The 15684-nt window shown below is 68.8% G+C and carries 14 protein-coding genes, 1 rRNA gene and 1 riboswitch; of the genes, 12 read left to right on the top strand and 3 right to left on the bottom strand.

Going from position 1 to position 15684, the window contains the following annotated elements; all coding sequences use genetic code 11:
* Positions 1-120 precede the first annotated feature (120 nt).
* The 11 genes from rrf to M1203_RS06510 all read left to right on the top strand — a co-directional run bounded on the left by rrf (position 121) and on the right by M1203_RS06510 (position 10345).
* A 5S ribosomal RNA gene (gene rrf / locus M1203_RS06460) occupies positions 121-237 on the top strand.
* A 147-nt stretch (positions 238-384) separates the two neighbouring features.
* Positions 385-993, top strand: a complete 609-nt coding sequence (locus M1203_RS06465; protein ID WP_249948549.1) for a CDP-alcohol phosphatidyltransferase family protein — start codon at positions 385-387, stop codon at positions 991-993.
* Positions 994-1106: 113 nt separating this feature from the next.
* Complete coding sequence (locus tag M1203_RS06470; protein ID WP_249948550.1) at positions 1107-3602, top strand: mannose-1-phosphate guanyltransferase; 2496 nt, start codon at positions 1107-1109, stop codon at positions 3600-3602.
* Between the two features lie 110 nt (positions 3603-3712).
* Positions 3713-4642 (top strand): DUF881 domain-containing protein, encoded by a 930-nt coding sequence (locus M1203_RS06475; RefSeq protein ID WP_249948551.1) that lies wholly within the window; start codon positions 3713-3715, stop codon positions 4640-4642.
* A complete protein-coding gene (locus M1203_RS06480; protein WP_023543062.1) occupies positions 4639-4971 on the top strand; it encodes a small basic family protein in 333 nt (110 codons plus the stop codon). The genes M1203_RS06475 and M1203_RS06480 overlap by 4 nt, the downstream gene beginning before the upstream one ends.
* Before the next feature lie 5 nt (positions 4972-4976).
* Positions 4977-5765, top strand: a complete 789-nt coding sequence (locus M1203_RS06485) for a DUF881 domain-containing protein (RefSeq protein WP_249948552.1) — start codon at positions 4977-4979, stop codon at positions 5763-5765.
* An 82-nt stretch (positions 5766-5847) separates the two neighbouring features.
* Positions 5848-6732 carry an FHA domain-containing protein gene (locus tag M1203_RS06490; protein ID WP_249949058.1) on the top strand — a complete coding sequence of 295 codons (885 nt, stop codon included), beginning with the start codon at positions 5848-5850 and terminating at the stop codon, positions 6730-6732.
* A gap of 16 nt (positions 6733-6748) precedes the next feature.
* On the top strand, positions 6749-7486 hold the full coding sequence (locus M1203_RS06495; protein ID WP_249948553.1) for a MerR family transcriptional regulator: 738 nt from the start codon (positions 6749-6751) through the stop codon (positions 7484-7486).
* Positions 7487-7539: 53 nt separating this feature from the next.
* Complete coding sequence (locus M1203_RS06500) at positions 7540-8013, top strand: bifunctional nuclease family protein (RefSeq protein ID WP_006123076.1); 474 nt, start codon at positions 7540-7542, stop codon at positions 8011-8013.
* 179 nt (positions 8014-8192) lie between these two features.
* Positions 8193-8762, top strand: a complete 570-nt coding sequence (locus M1203_RS06505; RefSeq protein WP_249948554.1) for a MerR family transcriptional regulator — start codon at positions 8193-8195, stop codon at positions 8760-8762.
* 47 nt (positions 8763-8809) lie between these two features.
* Positions 8810-10345, top strand: coding sequence for a DNA polymerase IV (locus M1203_RS06510; RefSeq protein ID WP_249948555.1), 1536 nt, complete (start codon positions 8810-8812; stop codon positions 10343-10345).
* Here the strand turns inward: M1203_RS06510 and M1203_RS06515 are convergent.
* Positions 10240-10638 (bottom strand): PRC-barrel domain-containing protein, encoded by a 399-nt coding sequence (locus M1203_RS06515; RefSeq protein WP_249948556.1) that lies wholly within the window; start codon positions 10636-10638, stop codon positions 10240-10242. The genes M1203_RS06510 and M1203_RS06515 overlap by 106 nt on opposite strands.
* Before the next feature lie 113 nt (positions 10639-10751).
* Positions 10752-10849: riboswitch (glycine riboswitch) on the top strand.
* 177 nt (positions 10850-11026) lie between these two features.
* Here M1203_RS06515 and gcvP point away from each other — a divergent pair.
* On the top strand, positions 11027-13912 hold the full coding sequence (gene gcvP / locus M1203_RS06520; RefSeq protein ID WP_249948557.1) for an aminomethyl-transferring glycine dehydrogenase: 2886 nt from the start codon (positions 11027-11029) through the stop codon (positions 13910-13912).
* 178 nt (positions 13913-14090) lie between these two features.
* On the opposite strand, the gene M1203_RS06525 is transcribed toward gcvP, so the two are convergent.
* Positions 14091-14297, bottom strand: coding sequence for a DUF5999 family protein (locus M1203_RS06525; RefSeq protein ID WP_030353035.1), 207 nt, complete (start codon positions 14295-14297; stop codon positions 14091-14093).
* Between the two features lie 314 nt (positions 14298-14611).
* The gene (locus M1203_RS06530) at positions 14612-15220 is read right to left on the bottom strand and encodes a hypothetical protein (protein ID WP_249948558.1); all 609 of its coding nucleotides are present in this window, start codon (positions 15218-15220) and stop codon (positions 14612-14614) included.
* Positions 15221-15684 lie beyond the last annotated feature (464 nt).

Below are 15684 nucleotides of genomic sequence, written 5' to 3' on the forward strand. Positions count from 1 at the left end.
GGAGTTGACCGGTACTAATAGGCCGAGGGCTTGTCCTCAGTTGCTCGCGTCCACTGTGTTAGTTCTGAAGTAACGAACAGCCGTGTTGATGTCCGGTGTGGTTCGATATCTTCATAGTGTTTCGGTGGTCATTGCGTGAGGGAAACGCCCGGTTACATTCCGAACCCGGAAGCTAAGCCTCACAGCGCCGATGGTACTGCAGGGGGGACCCTGTGGGAGAGTAGGACGCCGCCGAACAATTATTGTGGGAATGCCCCGTACCTTTTGGTGCGGGGCATTCCTGCGTTCTGATTCCCTCTCCTCTTACCCCCCTGCGTTCGTGTGCCGGCGCTGAGGGTAGGGTCAGGAGGCATCGTTGGCACGTTCCACACAGGAGGCCCCCGGGTGGAGGTCCAGGAGACTCGCGTTCAGACGGACCGGGTGCTCACCATCCCCAACATCCTCAGCATGGCCCGCCTCGTCGGCGTACCGCTCTTCCTGTGGCTGATCCTGCGTCCTGAGTTCGGCGGTCCGAAGAGCGACGGCTGGGCATTGCTGGTGCTCATGCTGAGCGGCGTCAGCGACTATCTCGACGGCAAGCTCGCCCGGCGCTGGAACCAGATCAGCAGCTTGGGACGACTTCTTGATCCCGCTGCCGACCGGCTCTACATCCTTTCCACCCTGGTTGGCCTCACCTGGCGGGAGATTCTGCCCCTCTGGCTGGCCCTGGCTCTCGTGGCCCGGGAACTGATGCTTCTGGTCATGGTGGCCATCCTTCGCAGGCACGGCTATCCGCCTCCCCAGGTGAACTTCCTCGGCAAGGCGGCTACCTTCAACTTGATGTACGCCTTCCCGCTCCTGCTCCTCAGTGACGGAAGTGGCTGGCTTGCGTCACTCGCTGAAGTTTTCGGATGGGCGTTCGCCATTTGGGGTACAAGTCTGTACTGGTGGGCAGGGATTCTGTACGTGGTCCAGGTCCGTCGGCTTGTCAGGGCGGACAACGTGGCCGACTGAGCTCGTCGATGTGGTGCCGTGCAGCGTCGCCGGTCCACGCCCGACGTCAAAGGGGCCTCTGTCCAGACGGGTGAAGTCGGCGAGACCGTCTCTTCAAGGAGGACGCTTCCGACATGAAGGCCGTCGTGATGGCCGGTGGCGAAGGTACTCGACTTCGCCCCATGACCTCAAGCATGCCCAAGCCGCTCCTGCCGGTCGTAAACCGCCCGATCATGGAGCATGTGCTGCGGTTGCTCAAGCGCCATGGGCTCAGTGAGACCGTCGTAACCGTGCAATTCCTCGCCTCTCTCGTCAAGAATTATTTCGGTGACGGCGAAGAGCTGGGCATGGAGCTGACCTATGCCAACGAGGAGAAGCCGCTCGGCACCGCGGGGAGTGTGAAGAACGCGGAGGAGGCGCTGAAGGACGACGCCTTCCTCGTCATTTCCGGTGATGCGCTCACCGATTTCGATCTGACCGATCTCATCGCCTTCCACAAGGAAAAGGGCGCACTGGTGACAGTGTGTCTGACCCGGGTGCCGAATCCCCTGGAATTCGGCATCACGATCGTGGACGAAGAGGGAAAGGTCGAGCGCTTCCTGGAGAAGCCCACCTGGGGACAGGTCTTCTCCGACACCGTGAACACGGGCATCTATGTGATGGAGCCCGAGGTCTTCGACTATGTCGAGGCCGACGTGTCGGTGGACTGGTCCGGTGATGTCTTCCCTCAGTTGATGAAGGAAGGCAAGAAGATCTATGGCTATATCGCCGAGGGCTACTGGGAGGACGTCGGCACACACGAGAGCTACGTCAAGGCCCAGGCCGATGTGCTCGAAGGAAAGGTCGACGTCGATATCGACGGCTTCGAGATCTCGCCGGGTGTGTGGATCGCCGAAGGTGCCGAGGTCCATCCCGACGCCGTTATGCGCGGGCCGCTGTACATCGGTGACTACGCCAAGGTCGAGGCCGACGCGGAGATTCGCGAGCACACCGTCGTCGGATCCAATGTCGTCGTCAAGACCGGCGCGTTCCTCCATAAGGCCGTCGTCCACGACAACGTGTACATCGGGCAGCACAGCAATCTGCGCGGCTGTGTGATCGGCAAGAACACCGACATCATGCGGGCCGCGCGGATCGAGGACGGCGCGGTCATCGGCGACGAGTGCCTGGTCGGTGAAGAGTCGATCATCCAGGGCAATGTGCGGGTCTACCCGTTCAAGACCATCGAAGCCGGCGCCTTCGTCAACACGTCGGTGATCTGGGAGTCCCGAGGGCAGGCGCATCTCTTCGGAGCGCGCGGTGTCTCCGGCATCCTGAACGTCGAGATCACGCCAGAAGTCGTGGTGCGGCTCGCGGGCGCGTACGCCACCACCCTGAAGAAGGGCTCAACGGTCACCACGGCGCGCGACCACTCACGTGGTGCCCGTGCGCTCAAGCGCGCGGTGATCTCGTCGCTGCAGTCCAGCGCCATCGATGTGCGGGACCTGGAGAATGTGCCGCTGCCCGTCGCCCGGCAGCAGACGGGCCGGGGGAGCGCCGGCGGCATCATGATCCGTACCTCGCCAGGGGTGCCGGACTCCGTGGACATCATGTTCTTCGACGAGCGCGGCGCCGACCTGTCGCAGGGCGGTCAGCGCAAGCTGGACCGCGTGTACGCGCGACAGGAGTACCGCCGCGCGTTCCCCGGGGAGATCGGCGATCTGCACTTCCCCGCCAGCGTCTTCGACTCGTACACCGGCTCGCTGCTGCGCAATGTCGATACGACCGGGATCGCGGAGGCCGGGCTCAAGGTCGTGGTCGACGCGTCCAACGGCAGCGCCGGACTCGTACTGCCCAGCCTCCTGGGCCGGCTCGGGGTCGACGCGCTGACCATCAACCCCGGTCTCGACGAGTCCCGGCCGACCGAGACTGCCGAATCGCGCCGTTCCGGCCTGGTCAGGCTCGGTGAGATCGTCGCCTCGGCGCGCGCGGCGTTCGGGGTGCGGTTCGACCCCGTCGGTGAGCGGCTGTCGCTGGTCGACGAGCGGGGCAGGATCATCGAGGACGACCGCGCGCTGCTGGTCCTGCTCGATCTGGTCGCGGCCGAGCGGCGCAGCGGCCGGGTGGCGCTGCCCGTGACCACCACGAGGATCGCCGAGCAGGTCGCCGCGTACCACGGCACACAGGTGGAGTGGACGACCACCTCGCCCGACGATCTGACCAGGGTGGGCCGCGAGGAGACCACGATCTTCGGCGGTGACGGGCGTGGAGCCTTCATCGTGCCGGAGTTCAGCAGTGTCCTGGACGGTACGGCCGCCTTTGTGCGGCTGATCGGTCTGGTCGCGCGTACGCAGCTCACGCTGAGCCAGATCGACGCCCGTATTCCGCGTGCGCACGTACTGCGCCGGGATCTGGCGACTCCCTGGGCGGTCAAGGGTCTGGTCATGCGCAGCGTCGTCGAGGCGGCCGGAGACCGGCAGGTGGACACGACCGATGGGGTGCGTGTGGTGGAGGCGGACGGCCGCTGGGTGATGGTGCTGCCCGACCCGGCCGAGGCCGTCACTCATTTGTGGGCGGAAGGCCCCGATGACGCGTCGGCGCAGGCGCTGCTCGACGAGTGGTCGTCGGTGGTGGACAGCGCAGGTCATTAGGGCCCTTCGCGGGTGTGTCACCGGTGTGCCGTACGGTGTGATCGACCGCCGTCCGGCACGCCGGTGGGGCCATTCGGCGGTAGCGCCCCCGACGTGCGACGATGTGCGTCATGTCGCAGCAGCCCCCCATTCGGAGCACCGGCTCTCCGCCGCCGCGCCCCGACGCGTCGATGTCGCTGCTGAACAATGTGATGGACCACAGCCTCGATGAGGGCTATGCGGAGGCGGCGGCCCGCAGGGACGCCGAAGAAGGCGGGCTGCCGCGCACCCTCAAGGCGAAGCTGGGCCTCGCCGCGGGTCTGGTGCTGGCCGCTCTGGTCGTCACGGTCGGAGCGGCCCAGGCGCGGATCTCGGCGCCCGTGGTGGCCAAGGAGCGCGAGGAGCTGATCAGCCGGATCGACGCGGAGACCGCCGCGGCGGACTCGCTGGAGAGCACGGTCGAGAAGCTGCGCACCGAGGTGGGCGAGCGCCAGCGTGCGGCCCTGCGGGACCACGGCGGCGAGCAGGGCGAGCTGGTCGCCCTGCTCGCGGGTGCGACGCCGGTGCACGGTCCTGGCGTGCGGCTCGTGGTGGATGACGCCAAGAGCACCGAGTCCGGTGGCGGCGGGCCCCGGGAGAGCAGCGACTTCTCCGATACGGGCCGGGTGCGCGACCGCGACATGCAGCGGGTCGTCAACGGGCTGTGGGAGTCGGGCGCGGAAGCGATCGCGATCAATGGGCAGCGGCTGACCTCGCTGTCCGCGATCCGGGCCGCGGGCGACGCCATACTGGTCGACAACAGGCCGCTGGTGCCACCGTACGAGGTGCTCGCGGTGGGGGACGGGAAGAGGCTGAGCACCGCGTTCCAGGACAGCGCCGACGGTCAGTATCTGCACGCGCTGCAGGAGAACTTCGGTATTCGCACCAGCATTTCGGATCAGGACGAGGTGCGTCTGCCTGCCGCGCCGAGCCTGATCGTACGTACAGCAGAGCCGAAGGCCGCCGACGCCGGGAAGAGCAACGGACAGGGCGCGGCCAACACCGGGAAGGGCACATCGTGATCGCGGTACTGGGCCTCGTCGTGGGAGTCGTGGTCGGATTGTTGGTCCGGCCCGAGGTGCCGGCGGTGGTCGAGCCCTATCTGCCGATCGCTGTCGTCGCCGCGCTCGACGCGGTCTTCGGGGGGCTGCGCGCCATGCTCGACGGGATCTTCGTCGACAAGGTCTTCGTCGTCTCGTTCCTGTCGAATGTGGTCGTCGCCGCGCTGATCGTGTTCCTCGGCGACAAGCTGGGCGTGGGCGCCCAGTTGTCCACCGGCGTGGTGGTCGTGTTCGGTATCCGTATCTTCTCCAACGCTGCCGCGATCCGTCGGCATGTGTTCCGGGCGTGAGGCCGATGAGCGGCGGAGAGACCCCCAGCAACGAGGACGGCACCCCCACCCCGTCGGAGCCGGAGCGCCAACAGCTCACCGGCCGCCAGCGGTTGGCCGCGGGGCTGTGGCCGCCGAGGGTGACCAGGGCCCAGCTGATCGTCGCGGTCCTGCTGTTCGTGCTCGGACTCGGGCTCGCGATCCAGGTCACGTCGAACAACGACGACAGCGCGCTGCGTGGCGCACGCCAGGAGGACTTGGTGCGCATCCTCGATGAACTCGACAACCGTACGCAGCGTCTTGAGGACGAGAAGCAGCGTCTCGACGCCCAGCGCACCGAGTTGGAGACCAGCTCGGACCAGGCCGAGGAGGCGCGCAAGCAGACGCGCGAGAAGGAGCAGCAGCTGGGCATCCTGGCCGGCACGGTCGCGGCGCAGGGGCCCGGAATCACGCTGACCATCAGCGACCCGAGCGGCACGGTCGAGCCGGACATGCTGCTCGACGCCATTCAGGAACTGCGGGCGGCGGGCGCCGAGGCCACCCAGGTCAATGACGTCCGGGTGGTCGCCGATACATACTTCTCGGGTACGGGAGGTGACGTGCAGGTGGACGGCAAGGCGGTCACGGCACCGTATGACTTCAAGGTCATCGGCAAGCCACAGGATCTGGAGCCCGCCCTCAACATTCCGGGCGGAGTGGTCCAGACGCTGGAGAAGGAGCAGGCCACGGCCACGGTGACACGGGCTGAGAAGATCATCGTGGATGCCTTGCGACCGGCGAAGCGTCCTGACTACGCTCGGTCGTCGTCGCAGTGAGGCGGGGGCGCATGGCAGTCGCCGAACGCGGGCATGAGGTTGCGGGGGGTCGGCGCACGATCAGCGTGGTGCGTGGTGGAAACTGTCCGGTGGATACGGACGTTGTCAAGATGTCCGGGTCGGCAGGTGTGTTCATTCAGGGTTCGTCCTGCCCCACGGGCGGGTCTGTTTCGGTCAAGGGGAATCGCCCGTGAAGTTGTTTGCGAAGTTGTTCGGCAAGAGCGCACGCGAGGAGGGCGGCTCCGCCCGCCATCGCGCATCGCGCCATGGCCAGAGCGAGGAGTCGGGTGGCGAGCGCCCGCTCTTCCGTGACCAGGTGGGTAGTGACGCCTCCGGCGCGTCGTCTGTTGACCCTGCTGGTCCCGGCCGCATAGGTTTCGAGGACTCATCTGTCCCGGGGGGGCAGTCGCGGCAGGAGGTTCCCTCTATGTCGGCCTTGCCTGTGTGTACGAGGTGCGGACACCGAAACGCCGAAGCCAGTCGGTTCTGTTCCAATTGTGGTGCGCCACTGCGGGGCGCCGCGCCCGCGGAGCGCGCCTCGGAGACGACCTCGACGATCTCCATCTCGGGTCTTGAGGCGTATGACTCCGAGGTGACCGGCCAGACGTCGCTTCCCTCGCTCACGCCGGAGGCGCAGGCGGCGGTCGACGCGCTGCCGATGGGATCGGCGCTCCTGGTGGTGCGCCGCGGTCCGAATTCGGGCAGCCGCTTCCTGCTGGACGGCGAGCTGACCACGGCCGGCCGCCATCCGGAGAGCGACATCTTCCTGGACGATGTGACCGTCTCGCGTCGCCATGTGGAGTTCCGCAGGGGCGCGGACGGCCGCTTCACCGTCTCGGACGTGGGCAGTCTGAACGGTACGTACGTCAATCGTGAGCGGATCGATTCGGTCCTGCTGGCGAACGGTGACGAGGTCCAGATCGGTAAGTACCGGCTGGTCTTCTACGCGAGCCAGCGGGGCGCCTGACCCTCAGGGAAGGTCCATGCTGCGCACACCGAAGGGCGGTGCCGGATCCGGCACCGCCCCCACGGGCGAGCCGCTGTTGAGCATCGGCGCGGTGCTCGCCAGGCTGCGGGACGAGTTTCCCGGCATCTCCATCTCCAAGATCCGGTTCCTGGAGGCGGAGGGTCTGGTCGAGCCGGACAGGACCCCCTCCGGTTACCGGAAGTTCAGCTCCGGGGATGTCGAGCGGCTGGCCCGGGTGCTGCGGATGCAGCGCGACCACTATCTGCCCCTGAAGGTCATCAGGGAGCAGCTGGACGCCCTGGGGCGCGGCGAGCGCGTTCAGCTGCCGGGCCCCCAGCGGGGGCCGCTGAGCGCCGTCCCGGAGGCCCGCCCGGAGGCCCCGACCGCGGCGAGGATCGGCCGCGACGAGCTGCTGGCGGCGGCGGGTGTCGGCGAGAGCCTGCTGGACGAGTGGGAGTCGTACGGCCTCATCACGCCGTTGCCGGACGGCGGCTATGACGCCGGGGCCGTCACCGTGGCCCGGCTTGTCTCGGATCTCGGACGATTCGGTCTGGAACCCCGGCATCTGCGGGTCATGAAGGCGGCGGCGGAACGCGAGGCCGGGCTCGTCGAACAGGTCGTGTCGCCGCTGCGTCGTCACCGTAACCCGCAGACCAGGGCCCGTGCCGAGGCGACCACGAAGGAGCTGGCCGCGCTCTCCACGAGCCTTCACGCGGCCCTGGTACGGACGGCTCTCGGGGTCCGGCCGGGCTGATCATGGGGGAGTCCGACTACCCAAACCTGCCGGGCACGTCCTAGGGTTGCTGTGTGAACGAGCTCGACGTTGTGGGTGTCCGGGTGGAAATGCCCTCCAACCAACCGATCGTGCTCCTGCGTGAAGTGGGAGGCGACCGGTACCTCCCCATTTGGATCGGACCGGGGGAGGCGACCGCCATTGCCTTCGCCCAGCAGGGCATGGCCCCGGCCCGGCCGCTGACCCATGATCTCTTCAAGGACGTGCTGGAAGCGGTGGGTCAAGAGCTCACCGAGGTCCGGATCACGGACTTGCGTGAAGGGGTCTTCTACGCGGAGCTGGTCTTCGCGAGCGGGGTCGAGGTGAGCGCCAGGCCGTCCGATGCCATAGCGCTCGCGCTGCGCACGGGCACGCCTATCTACGGCAGTGACGGGGTTCTGGACGATGCCGGCATCGCCATCCCGGATGAGCAGGAGGACGAGGTGGAGAAGTTCCGCGAGTTCCTCGACCAGATCTCTCCGGAGGACTTCGGGACCAACAGCCAGTGAGCGGCCGGTGAGCGCTGCGCCGGGCTCTGTCAGCGCATTCGGTCAGCCTTTCCCCGTAACGGGGTACGGGAAACCACACTCAGGGTGATTATCACTCGGCGTGGCGAGTGTGGCGATCGTTGACGCACCCCGGGTGACTGCCTACCTTCGACAGGGCAGGTCAAGGACGGAGGGTCGGCGTGAGAAGCAGCGGCGACAGTACGGCGGCGGGCGGTCCGTATCCGCTTCACGGCAGTGCCCCCGATCCCCGAGCGGAGACGGTCGGATACCGGGGTCCGACCGCGTGCGCGGCGGCGGGGATCACGTACCGCCAGTTGGACTACTGGGCACGCACCGGACTCGTCGAGCCGAGTGTCCGCCCCGCGTACGGGTCGGGCACCCAGCGGCTCTACAGCTTCCGGGATGTGGTCGTCCTCAAGATCGTGAAGCGGTTCCTGGACACCGGGGTCGCCCTGCAGAACATCAGGGCGGCGGTCCAGCATCTGCGGGCCGGGGGTTTCCAGGATCTGGACCGGGTGACGCTCATGAGCGACGGCGCGACCGTGTACGAGTGCTCCTCGCCCGACGAGGTGGTGAGCCTGCTCCAGGGGGGCCAGGGGGTCTTCGGGATCGCGGTGGGTGTGGTGTGGCGGGATGTCGAGGCCGCGCTGTCCCAGCTCCACGGGGAGCGTACCGACACCGGCGAGACGCTGATCGGCAACAACCCCGCCGATGAACTGGCCAGACGGCGCCGGGACCGGGCTGTCTGACCCGTGACCCGCGCCGATTGTCAGTGGCGTGAGGGAGCATCGGTGATGTGAGATCCGCGCCGACGATCCTGCATCTGGACATGGATGCCTTCTTCGCCGCCGCCGAGCAGGCGGCGAAGCCGAGTCTGCGCGGAAAGCCGGTGGTGGTCGGCGGTCTGGGCCCGCGTGGGGTGGTCTCCACGGCCTCGTACGAGGCGAGACGCTTCGGGGTGCACTCGGCGATGCCGATGGCCCAGGCGAGGCGTCTGGCGCCGAATGCCGCCTATCTCGTCCCGCGCTTCTCGCTCTACCGCGCGGTCAGCGAGCAGGTGATGGAGCTGCTGAGCCGGCTCTCGCCGCTGGTGGAGCCGCTGAGCCTGGACGAGGCGTTCGTGGACCTGGAGGCGGGCGGCTCGGCCGATGACACCGCCTCGGCGCTGGCGGCGGGTGAGCGGCTGCGCGCGGACATCAGGGCGGTGACGGGGCTCAGCGGCTCGGTGGGCCTCGCGGGGTCCAAGATGCTGGCGAAGATCGGCTCCGAGCAGGCCAAACCGGACGGCCTCGTGCTCATAGAGCCCGGTACGGAGCGCGCCCTGCTGGGGCCCATGTCGGTGCGTACGCTGCCCGGGGTGGGGCCCGCGACGGGGGACCATCTGCGCCGGGCGGGCATGACCACGGTCGCCGATCTGGCCGAGGCGGGTGAGGACGAGCTCGTACGGCTGCTGGGGAGGGCCCATGGCGCCTCGCTGTACCGGATGGCGCTCGGGCTCGACGACCGGGCCGTGGTGTCCGAGCGTGACGCCAAGTCCGTCTCGGTCGAGGACACCTTCGATGTCGATCTGCACGACCGGGTCAGGGTGCGCACGGAGGTGGACCGGCTCGCGGACCGCTGCGTCGAGCGGCTGCGGGCGGCGGGGCGTTCGGGGCGCACCGTCGTCCTCAAGGTGCGGCGGTACGACTTCTCGACCCTGACGCGTTCGGAGACCCTGCGCGGGCCCACGGACGACCCCGGGGTGGTGCGGGAGGCCGCGGGGCGCCTGCTGGAATCGGTGGACACCACGGGCGGCGTACGGCTGCTCGGGGTGGGGGTGACGGGGCTCGCTGATTTCACGCAGGAGGATCTTTTTGCCCAGGCCGCGGCCGATGAGTCCGCCGCCGCGTCGCACGCGTCGGCGGACGAGGGGGCGCGCGAGCCGGTGAGTGCGGAGCGGGCCGTGGGGGAGGGGGCGGCGGACTCATCGGCCGCGGCATGGGCCGGGAGCGGCGGCGGTGGGCCCGTGGAGGCTCCGGAGGTGCCCGCCGAGCGGCGTTTCCCGGCGGGACACGACGTGCGCCATCGCGAGTTCGGTGCGGGCTGGGTGCAGGGCAGCGGGTTGCGGAGGGTGACCGTACGGTTCGAGGAGCCGGGGTCCGCGCCCGGGCGGGTGCGGACCTTCTGGGCCGACGACCCTGATCTTGAGCTCTCGGAGCCGCTTCCCCTGGTGCCGGCGGTGGCCGGTCAGTCGTCCTGGCCGGCCAGCCGTCCGAAGTCGCGTTCGGAGTCACGATCGGACAGCGAAGCGGGCCGTTCGGGTGGCTCGGGGTCCGGCAGGGCCAGGCCGTAGTGGTGGTACAGCTGGAGTTCCTGGTCGGGGGAGAGATGCCGGCCGACACCGAAATCGGGGGCGTCCCGGATCAGCGCCCGCTCGAACGGGATCCGCAGACCGTCCTGGGAGAGCGTGCTGGGGGCAAGGGGGACGAAGGCGTCGCGACTGAAGAGTCCGGTACGGACGGCGGCCCATTCCGGGATTCCGGTGGCGTCGTCGAGATACACCTCGTCCACTGTCCCGAGCTTATGACCGTTACGGTCGAACGCCTTGCGGCCTATCAGACTGCGCGGATCAATGTCGGTCTCCACGGTCCCTCCAACTGGTCGCACCTGCTTGTGAATACTACAAAAGTGCAGAAGTCGGGCGTCGGCCACTCGAAAGTTGTGCCGAAGGTCGCGCTGGTAGGCTGGCAAGCGGCTGCTGACCCCGTGCGGGAGAGTCCTCCGGAGAGAAGGCCGGAGGCGCCGAAGGAGCAAATCCTCCCCGGAATCTCTCAGGCACCCGTACCGCACGGACGAGGTCACTCTGGAAAGCAGGGCGGGCGTCGGACGGCATCCGCTCTCACCGACGGTGAAAGCCGGGCCGCCTCCGGGCGGGCCGGTGAAGCTCTCAGGTCGAGATGACAGAGGGGGAGGCCGTTCGGGCACCCGTGTCGCGGTGCCCCTCACAGGTCGCGTCGACCAGGAGGCCTCCGCAATGACCGTCAACCGCATTCCGCTCTCCCAGCTGGAGCGAGGCACCCCCTTCGAGCAGCGCCACATCGGGCCCGACGCGCCGGCGCAGGCCAAGATGCTGGCTCAGGTCGGCTATGGCTCGCTCGACGAGCTGACCGCCGCCGCGGTGCCGGACGTCATCAAGAGCACGGAGGCCCTGCGGCTTCCTGGGGCCCGTACCGAGGCCGAGGTGCTGGCCGAGCTGCGCTCCCTCGCCGACCGCAACCAGGTGCTCGCGCCCATGATCGGGCTCGGCTACTACGGCACGTACACACCGTCGGTGATCCTGCGCAACGTGATGGAGAACCCGGCCTGGTACACCGCGTACACCCCGTACCAGCCGGAGATCTCCCAGGGCCGGCTTGAGGCGCTGCTCAACTTCCAGACCGTGGTGGCCGAGCTGACGGGGCTGCCGACCTCGGGCGCCTCCCTGCTGGACGAGGGCACCGCGGCGGCGGAGGCCATGGCGCTCGCCCGCCGTGTCGGCAAGGTCAAGGGCGGTGTCTTCCTGGTCGACGCCGACGCCCTGCCCCAGACCATCGCCGTGATCGAGACCCGCGCCGAGCCGACCGGTGTCGAGGTCGTCGTCGCGGACCTGAGCGAGGGCATCCCCGCCGAGGTGGCCGAGCGCGGGGTCTTCGGTGTGCTGCTCCAGTACCCGGGCGCCTCGGGAGCCGTACGGGACATCAGGTCCGTGGTCGAGCAGGCGCACGGCCTCGGCGCGATCGTCACCGTCGCCGCCGACCTGCTCGCGCTGACGCTGCTCACCTCGCCGGGTGAGCTGGGCGCGGACATCGCGGTGGGCACCACCCAGCGCTTCGGGGTCCCGATGGGCTTCGGCGGACCGCACGCCGGATTCATGGCCGTACGCGAGAAGTTCGCGCGCAGCCTGCCGGGCCGGCTCGTCGGGGTGTCGGTGGACGCCGACGGCAACAAGGCGTACCGGCTGGCGCTGCAGACCCGCGAGCAGCACATCCGCCGCGAGAAGGCCACCAGCAACATCTGTACCGCGCAGGTGCTGCTCGCCGTCATGGCCGGGATGTACGCGGTGTACCACGGCCCCGAGGGGCTGCGGGCCATCGCGAGCCGTACCCACCGCTATGCCACGCTGCTCGCCGAGGGGCTGCGCGCGGGCGGCGTCGAGATCGTGCACGGCGCGTACTTCGACACGCTGACCGTCCGGGTCCCCGGCCGGGCCGCCGCCGTGGTCGCCGCCGCGCGTGAGGGCGGCGTCAACCTCCGCCAGGTCGACGCCGACCATGTCTCCATCGCCTGCGACGAGACCACCGGCCGTGCGCAACTGGCCGCCGTGTGGACGGCTTTCGACGTGACCGGGGACATCGAGGCGCTGGACGCGGCCACCGAGGAGGCGCTGCCCGACGCGCTGCTGCGGACCGACGACTATCTGACCCATCCCGTCTTCCACCAGTACCGCTCCGAGACCGCGATGCTGCGCTATCTGCGCCGGCTCGCGGACCGCGACTACGCGCTGGACCGCGGCATGATCCCGCTCGGCTCCTGCACGATGAAGCTGAACGCGACCACCGAGATGGAGCCGGTCACCTGGCCCGAGTTCGGCGCGCTGCACCCCTTCGCGCCCGCCGAGCAGGCGCAGGGCTATCTGACGCTGATCAGGGAGCTGGAGGAGCGGCTCGCCGAGGTCACCGGCTACGACGCGGTCTCCCTCCAGCCCAACGCCGGTTCGCAGGGCGAGCTGGCGGGGCTGCTGGCGGTACGGGCGTATCACCGGGCCAACGGCGACACGGGGCGTACCGTCTGCCTCATCCCGTCCTCCGCGCACGGCACGAACGCCGCGAGCGCGGTGATGGCCGGCATGAAGGTCGTCGTCGTCAAGACCCGTGAGGACGGCGACGTCGACGTCGAGGACCTGCACGCCAAGATCGCCCAGTACGGCGCCGAGTTGGCCGTCCTGATGGTCACCTACCCGTCCACGCACGGGGTGTTCGAGGAGCACATCGGTGACATCTGCGCGGCCGTGCACGACGCGGGCGGCCAGGTGTATGTCGACGGCGCGAACCTCAACGCGCTGGTGGGGCTGGCGAAGCCGGGCAGGTTCGGGTCCGATGTGTCGCATCTGAATCTGCACAAGACGTTCTGCATCCCGCACGGCGGCGGCGGTCCCGGCGTCGGTCCGGTCGGCGTACGGGCCCACCTCGCCCCGTATCTGCCCAACCACCCCCTCCAGCCCGCGGCCGGGCCCGAGACGGGCGTCGGACCGATCTCGGCGGCTCCGTGGGGCTCGGCCGGCATTCTGCCGATCTCCTGGGCGTATGTACGGCTGATGGGCGGCGAGGGCCTCAAGCGGGCGACGCAGGTCGCCGTGCTCGCCGCCAACTACATCGCGAAGCGGCTGGAGCCGCACTACCCGGTGCTCTACACCGGCCCCAACGGGCTGGTGGCGCACGAGTGCATCGTGGATCTGCGGCCGCTCTCCAAGGCGACCGGCGTCAGTGTCGACGACATCGCGAAGCGGCTGATCGACTACGGCTTCCACGCGCCGACGATGTCGTTCCCGGTGGCGGGGACGCTGATGATCGAGCCCACCGAGAGCGAGGACCTGACGGAGATCGACCGCTTCTGCGAGACGATGATCGCGATTCGCTCGGAGATCGAGAAGGTCGCGTCGGGTGAGTGGCCCGCGGACGACAACCCGCTGTGCAACGCCCCGCACACCGCCGCCGCGCTGGGCGGTGCGTGGGAGCACGCCTACAGCCGCGACGAGGCGGTCTTCCCGGCCGGGGTCTCGGCCGCGGACAAGTACTGGCCGCCGGTGCGCCGTATCGACGGTGCGTTCGGCGACCGCAACCTGGTCTGCTCCTGCCCGCCGTTGGACGCGTACGACAACTGACGTGTACGTACCGTGACGCGGGTCGGGCCGGTCCCAGGGGGCCGGATCCGCGTCGAGGCAGGACACGCTTCGAGGCAGGACACGCTTCGGGGCGGGACATGCGTCGGGGCCGGTGCGGAGGAAAGTCTCCGGGCCGGCCCCATTCATTCCGGCGGCGTCCGAACGCCACCGGGCGGCGTCAGGCCGCCGTCACCACCTGTTCGGTCCGCAGCGGCCGGTGCGGGGCGATGATCTTCCCGTCGGGCAGCAGCTCGCCGGTGTCCTCGAAGAGCAGAACGCCATTGCACAGGAGGCTCCAGCCCTGCTCAGGGTGGTGAGCCATCAGTCGGGCGGCGTCGCGGTCGGCGGAGTCGGCTGTGGGACAGGCTGGTTGGTGCTGGCACATGGGCGAGATCTTTCGCTGTGTCGTAGTGAGTGTCCTGCGGCTCGATGTGGTCAAGGCCGCCCCCCGTATCTGTCTGGTCCAGTCCTAGTGTTGCCCTAGGGATGGTAATCCGCAGGGATTTCGCGACAGCGCTTCCTTCTGCTTAAGGACGTGTCACCCAGCCGGACGGTTCAGTTCAACTTGACCGTCTTTTCGGGTGGTTCGGGGTGGCCGAACCGGGCTAGTCCGATCGAGCAGAAAGGTACCCCGCGACCATAGCGGCCGCGGGGTACGGGAGGAATACGCGTTGCGGGCGCGCTGCCGGCGCCCGGGTGTCAGGCCGGCGTACGCAGGAGCGGCGCGGGCGCGAGCCGCAGCCCGATCATGGGCAGCAACTCGGCGACCCGGTGCGGGCGGTGGGCCGCGATGCCCGGCGGGGCCGGCGCGAGAGGCACCAGGATGTCCGCCGGCGCGGGGGACCCCGTGGAGGCGTCCGACTCCGTGTCCCCGTGCAGCCACAGCGTCAGCATGTAGAGCTCGGGCACCGAGAGCAGCCGGGGCTGGTACGCGGTCCCCAGGGTCTCCGCCTGCCGTACCGCCCGCTCCGTCGCGGTGACGTACGGGCCCTCGAAGAAGCGCGAGAAGGCCCAGCCGTCCGCGGTGAGCATCGTGTCCGCGGCCGCGACGGCGCGGTCACCGCTGCGGATCAGAAAGCGCCAGCCGGCCAGCCTGGTCCGTGGCGTACGTCCCGTGGGGGCGGTCCCCCGGGCCACCGGGCCGACCTGGTCGAGCACATGGACGGGCAGCGGGAGTTCGGGGCTCAGCGGTCCCTGGACGGACTGCAGAGCGGGGGTGCGGGCATCGCGCACGGCGGTAGGGGAACCGAGTGCCGCGAGAACGCTGCGCAGGGCGGGCGCGGGAGCCGGGGGAACATGCAGCGGCATGGTGGGTTGCCTCTCACTCAGGAGACAGGGGTGACGCTTGAGGTGGTGCATGGGCGGGTGCGGACGTCGCTGTCAGCGTGCGGGGTCAGAGGTGGGCTCAGGGCCGTAAGGCCGGACGCCGACTCTCTGCCTCGTATACGGGAGTTTATACGACACGTGTTCGTGCCATGTTTCTGCTAGCTGTCCTGCATATTGCGGACAAGGCACTATTAAGTCCATCTCCTGCGTAGTTTCTGCTGATAAGCGTGGAACGCAGGCGTCTGGCCTGGGGTGATTCACCCGTCGCGGACGGCCGAAACTCGTCGGCGTTTTTCGCGGCCGGTCGGGCAGTGGATACAGAACGCCACGCCATGCCAAAGGAATGTGCCGCACGACCGAAGTCCACACTCTACCCGGTACGCGGCGCGGGCGGGGCGTTACGGATCACTCCGTGTGGGCATTATCGATCGTGACGCGAGCGCCCG

This window comes from Streptomyces sp. 35G-GA-8 (assembly GCF_023534745.1).
GTDB lineage: Bacteria > Actinomycetota > Actinomycetes > Streptomycetales > Streptomycetaceae > Streptomyces.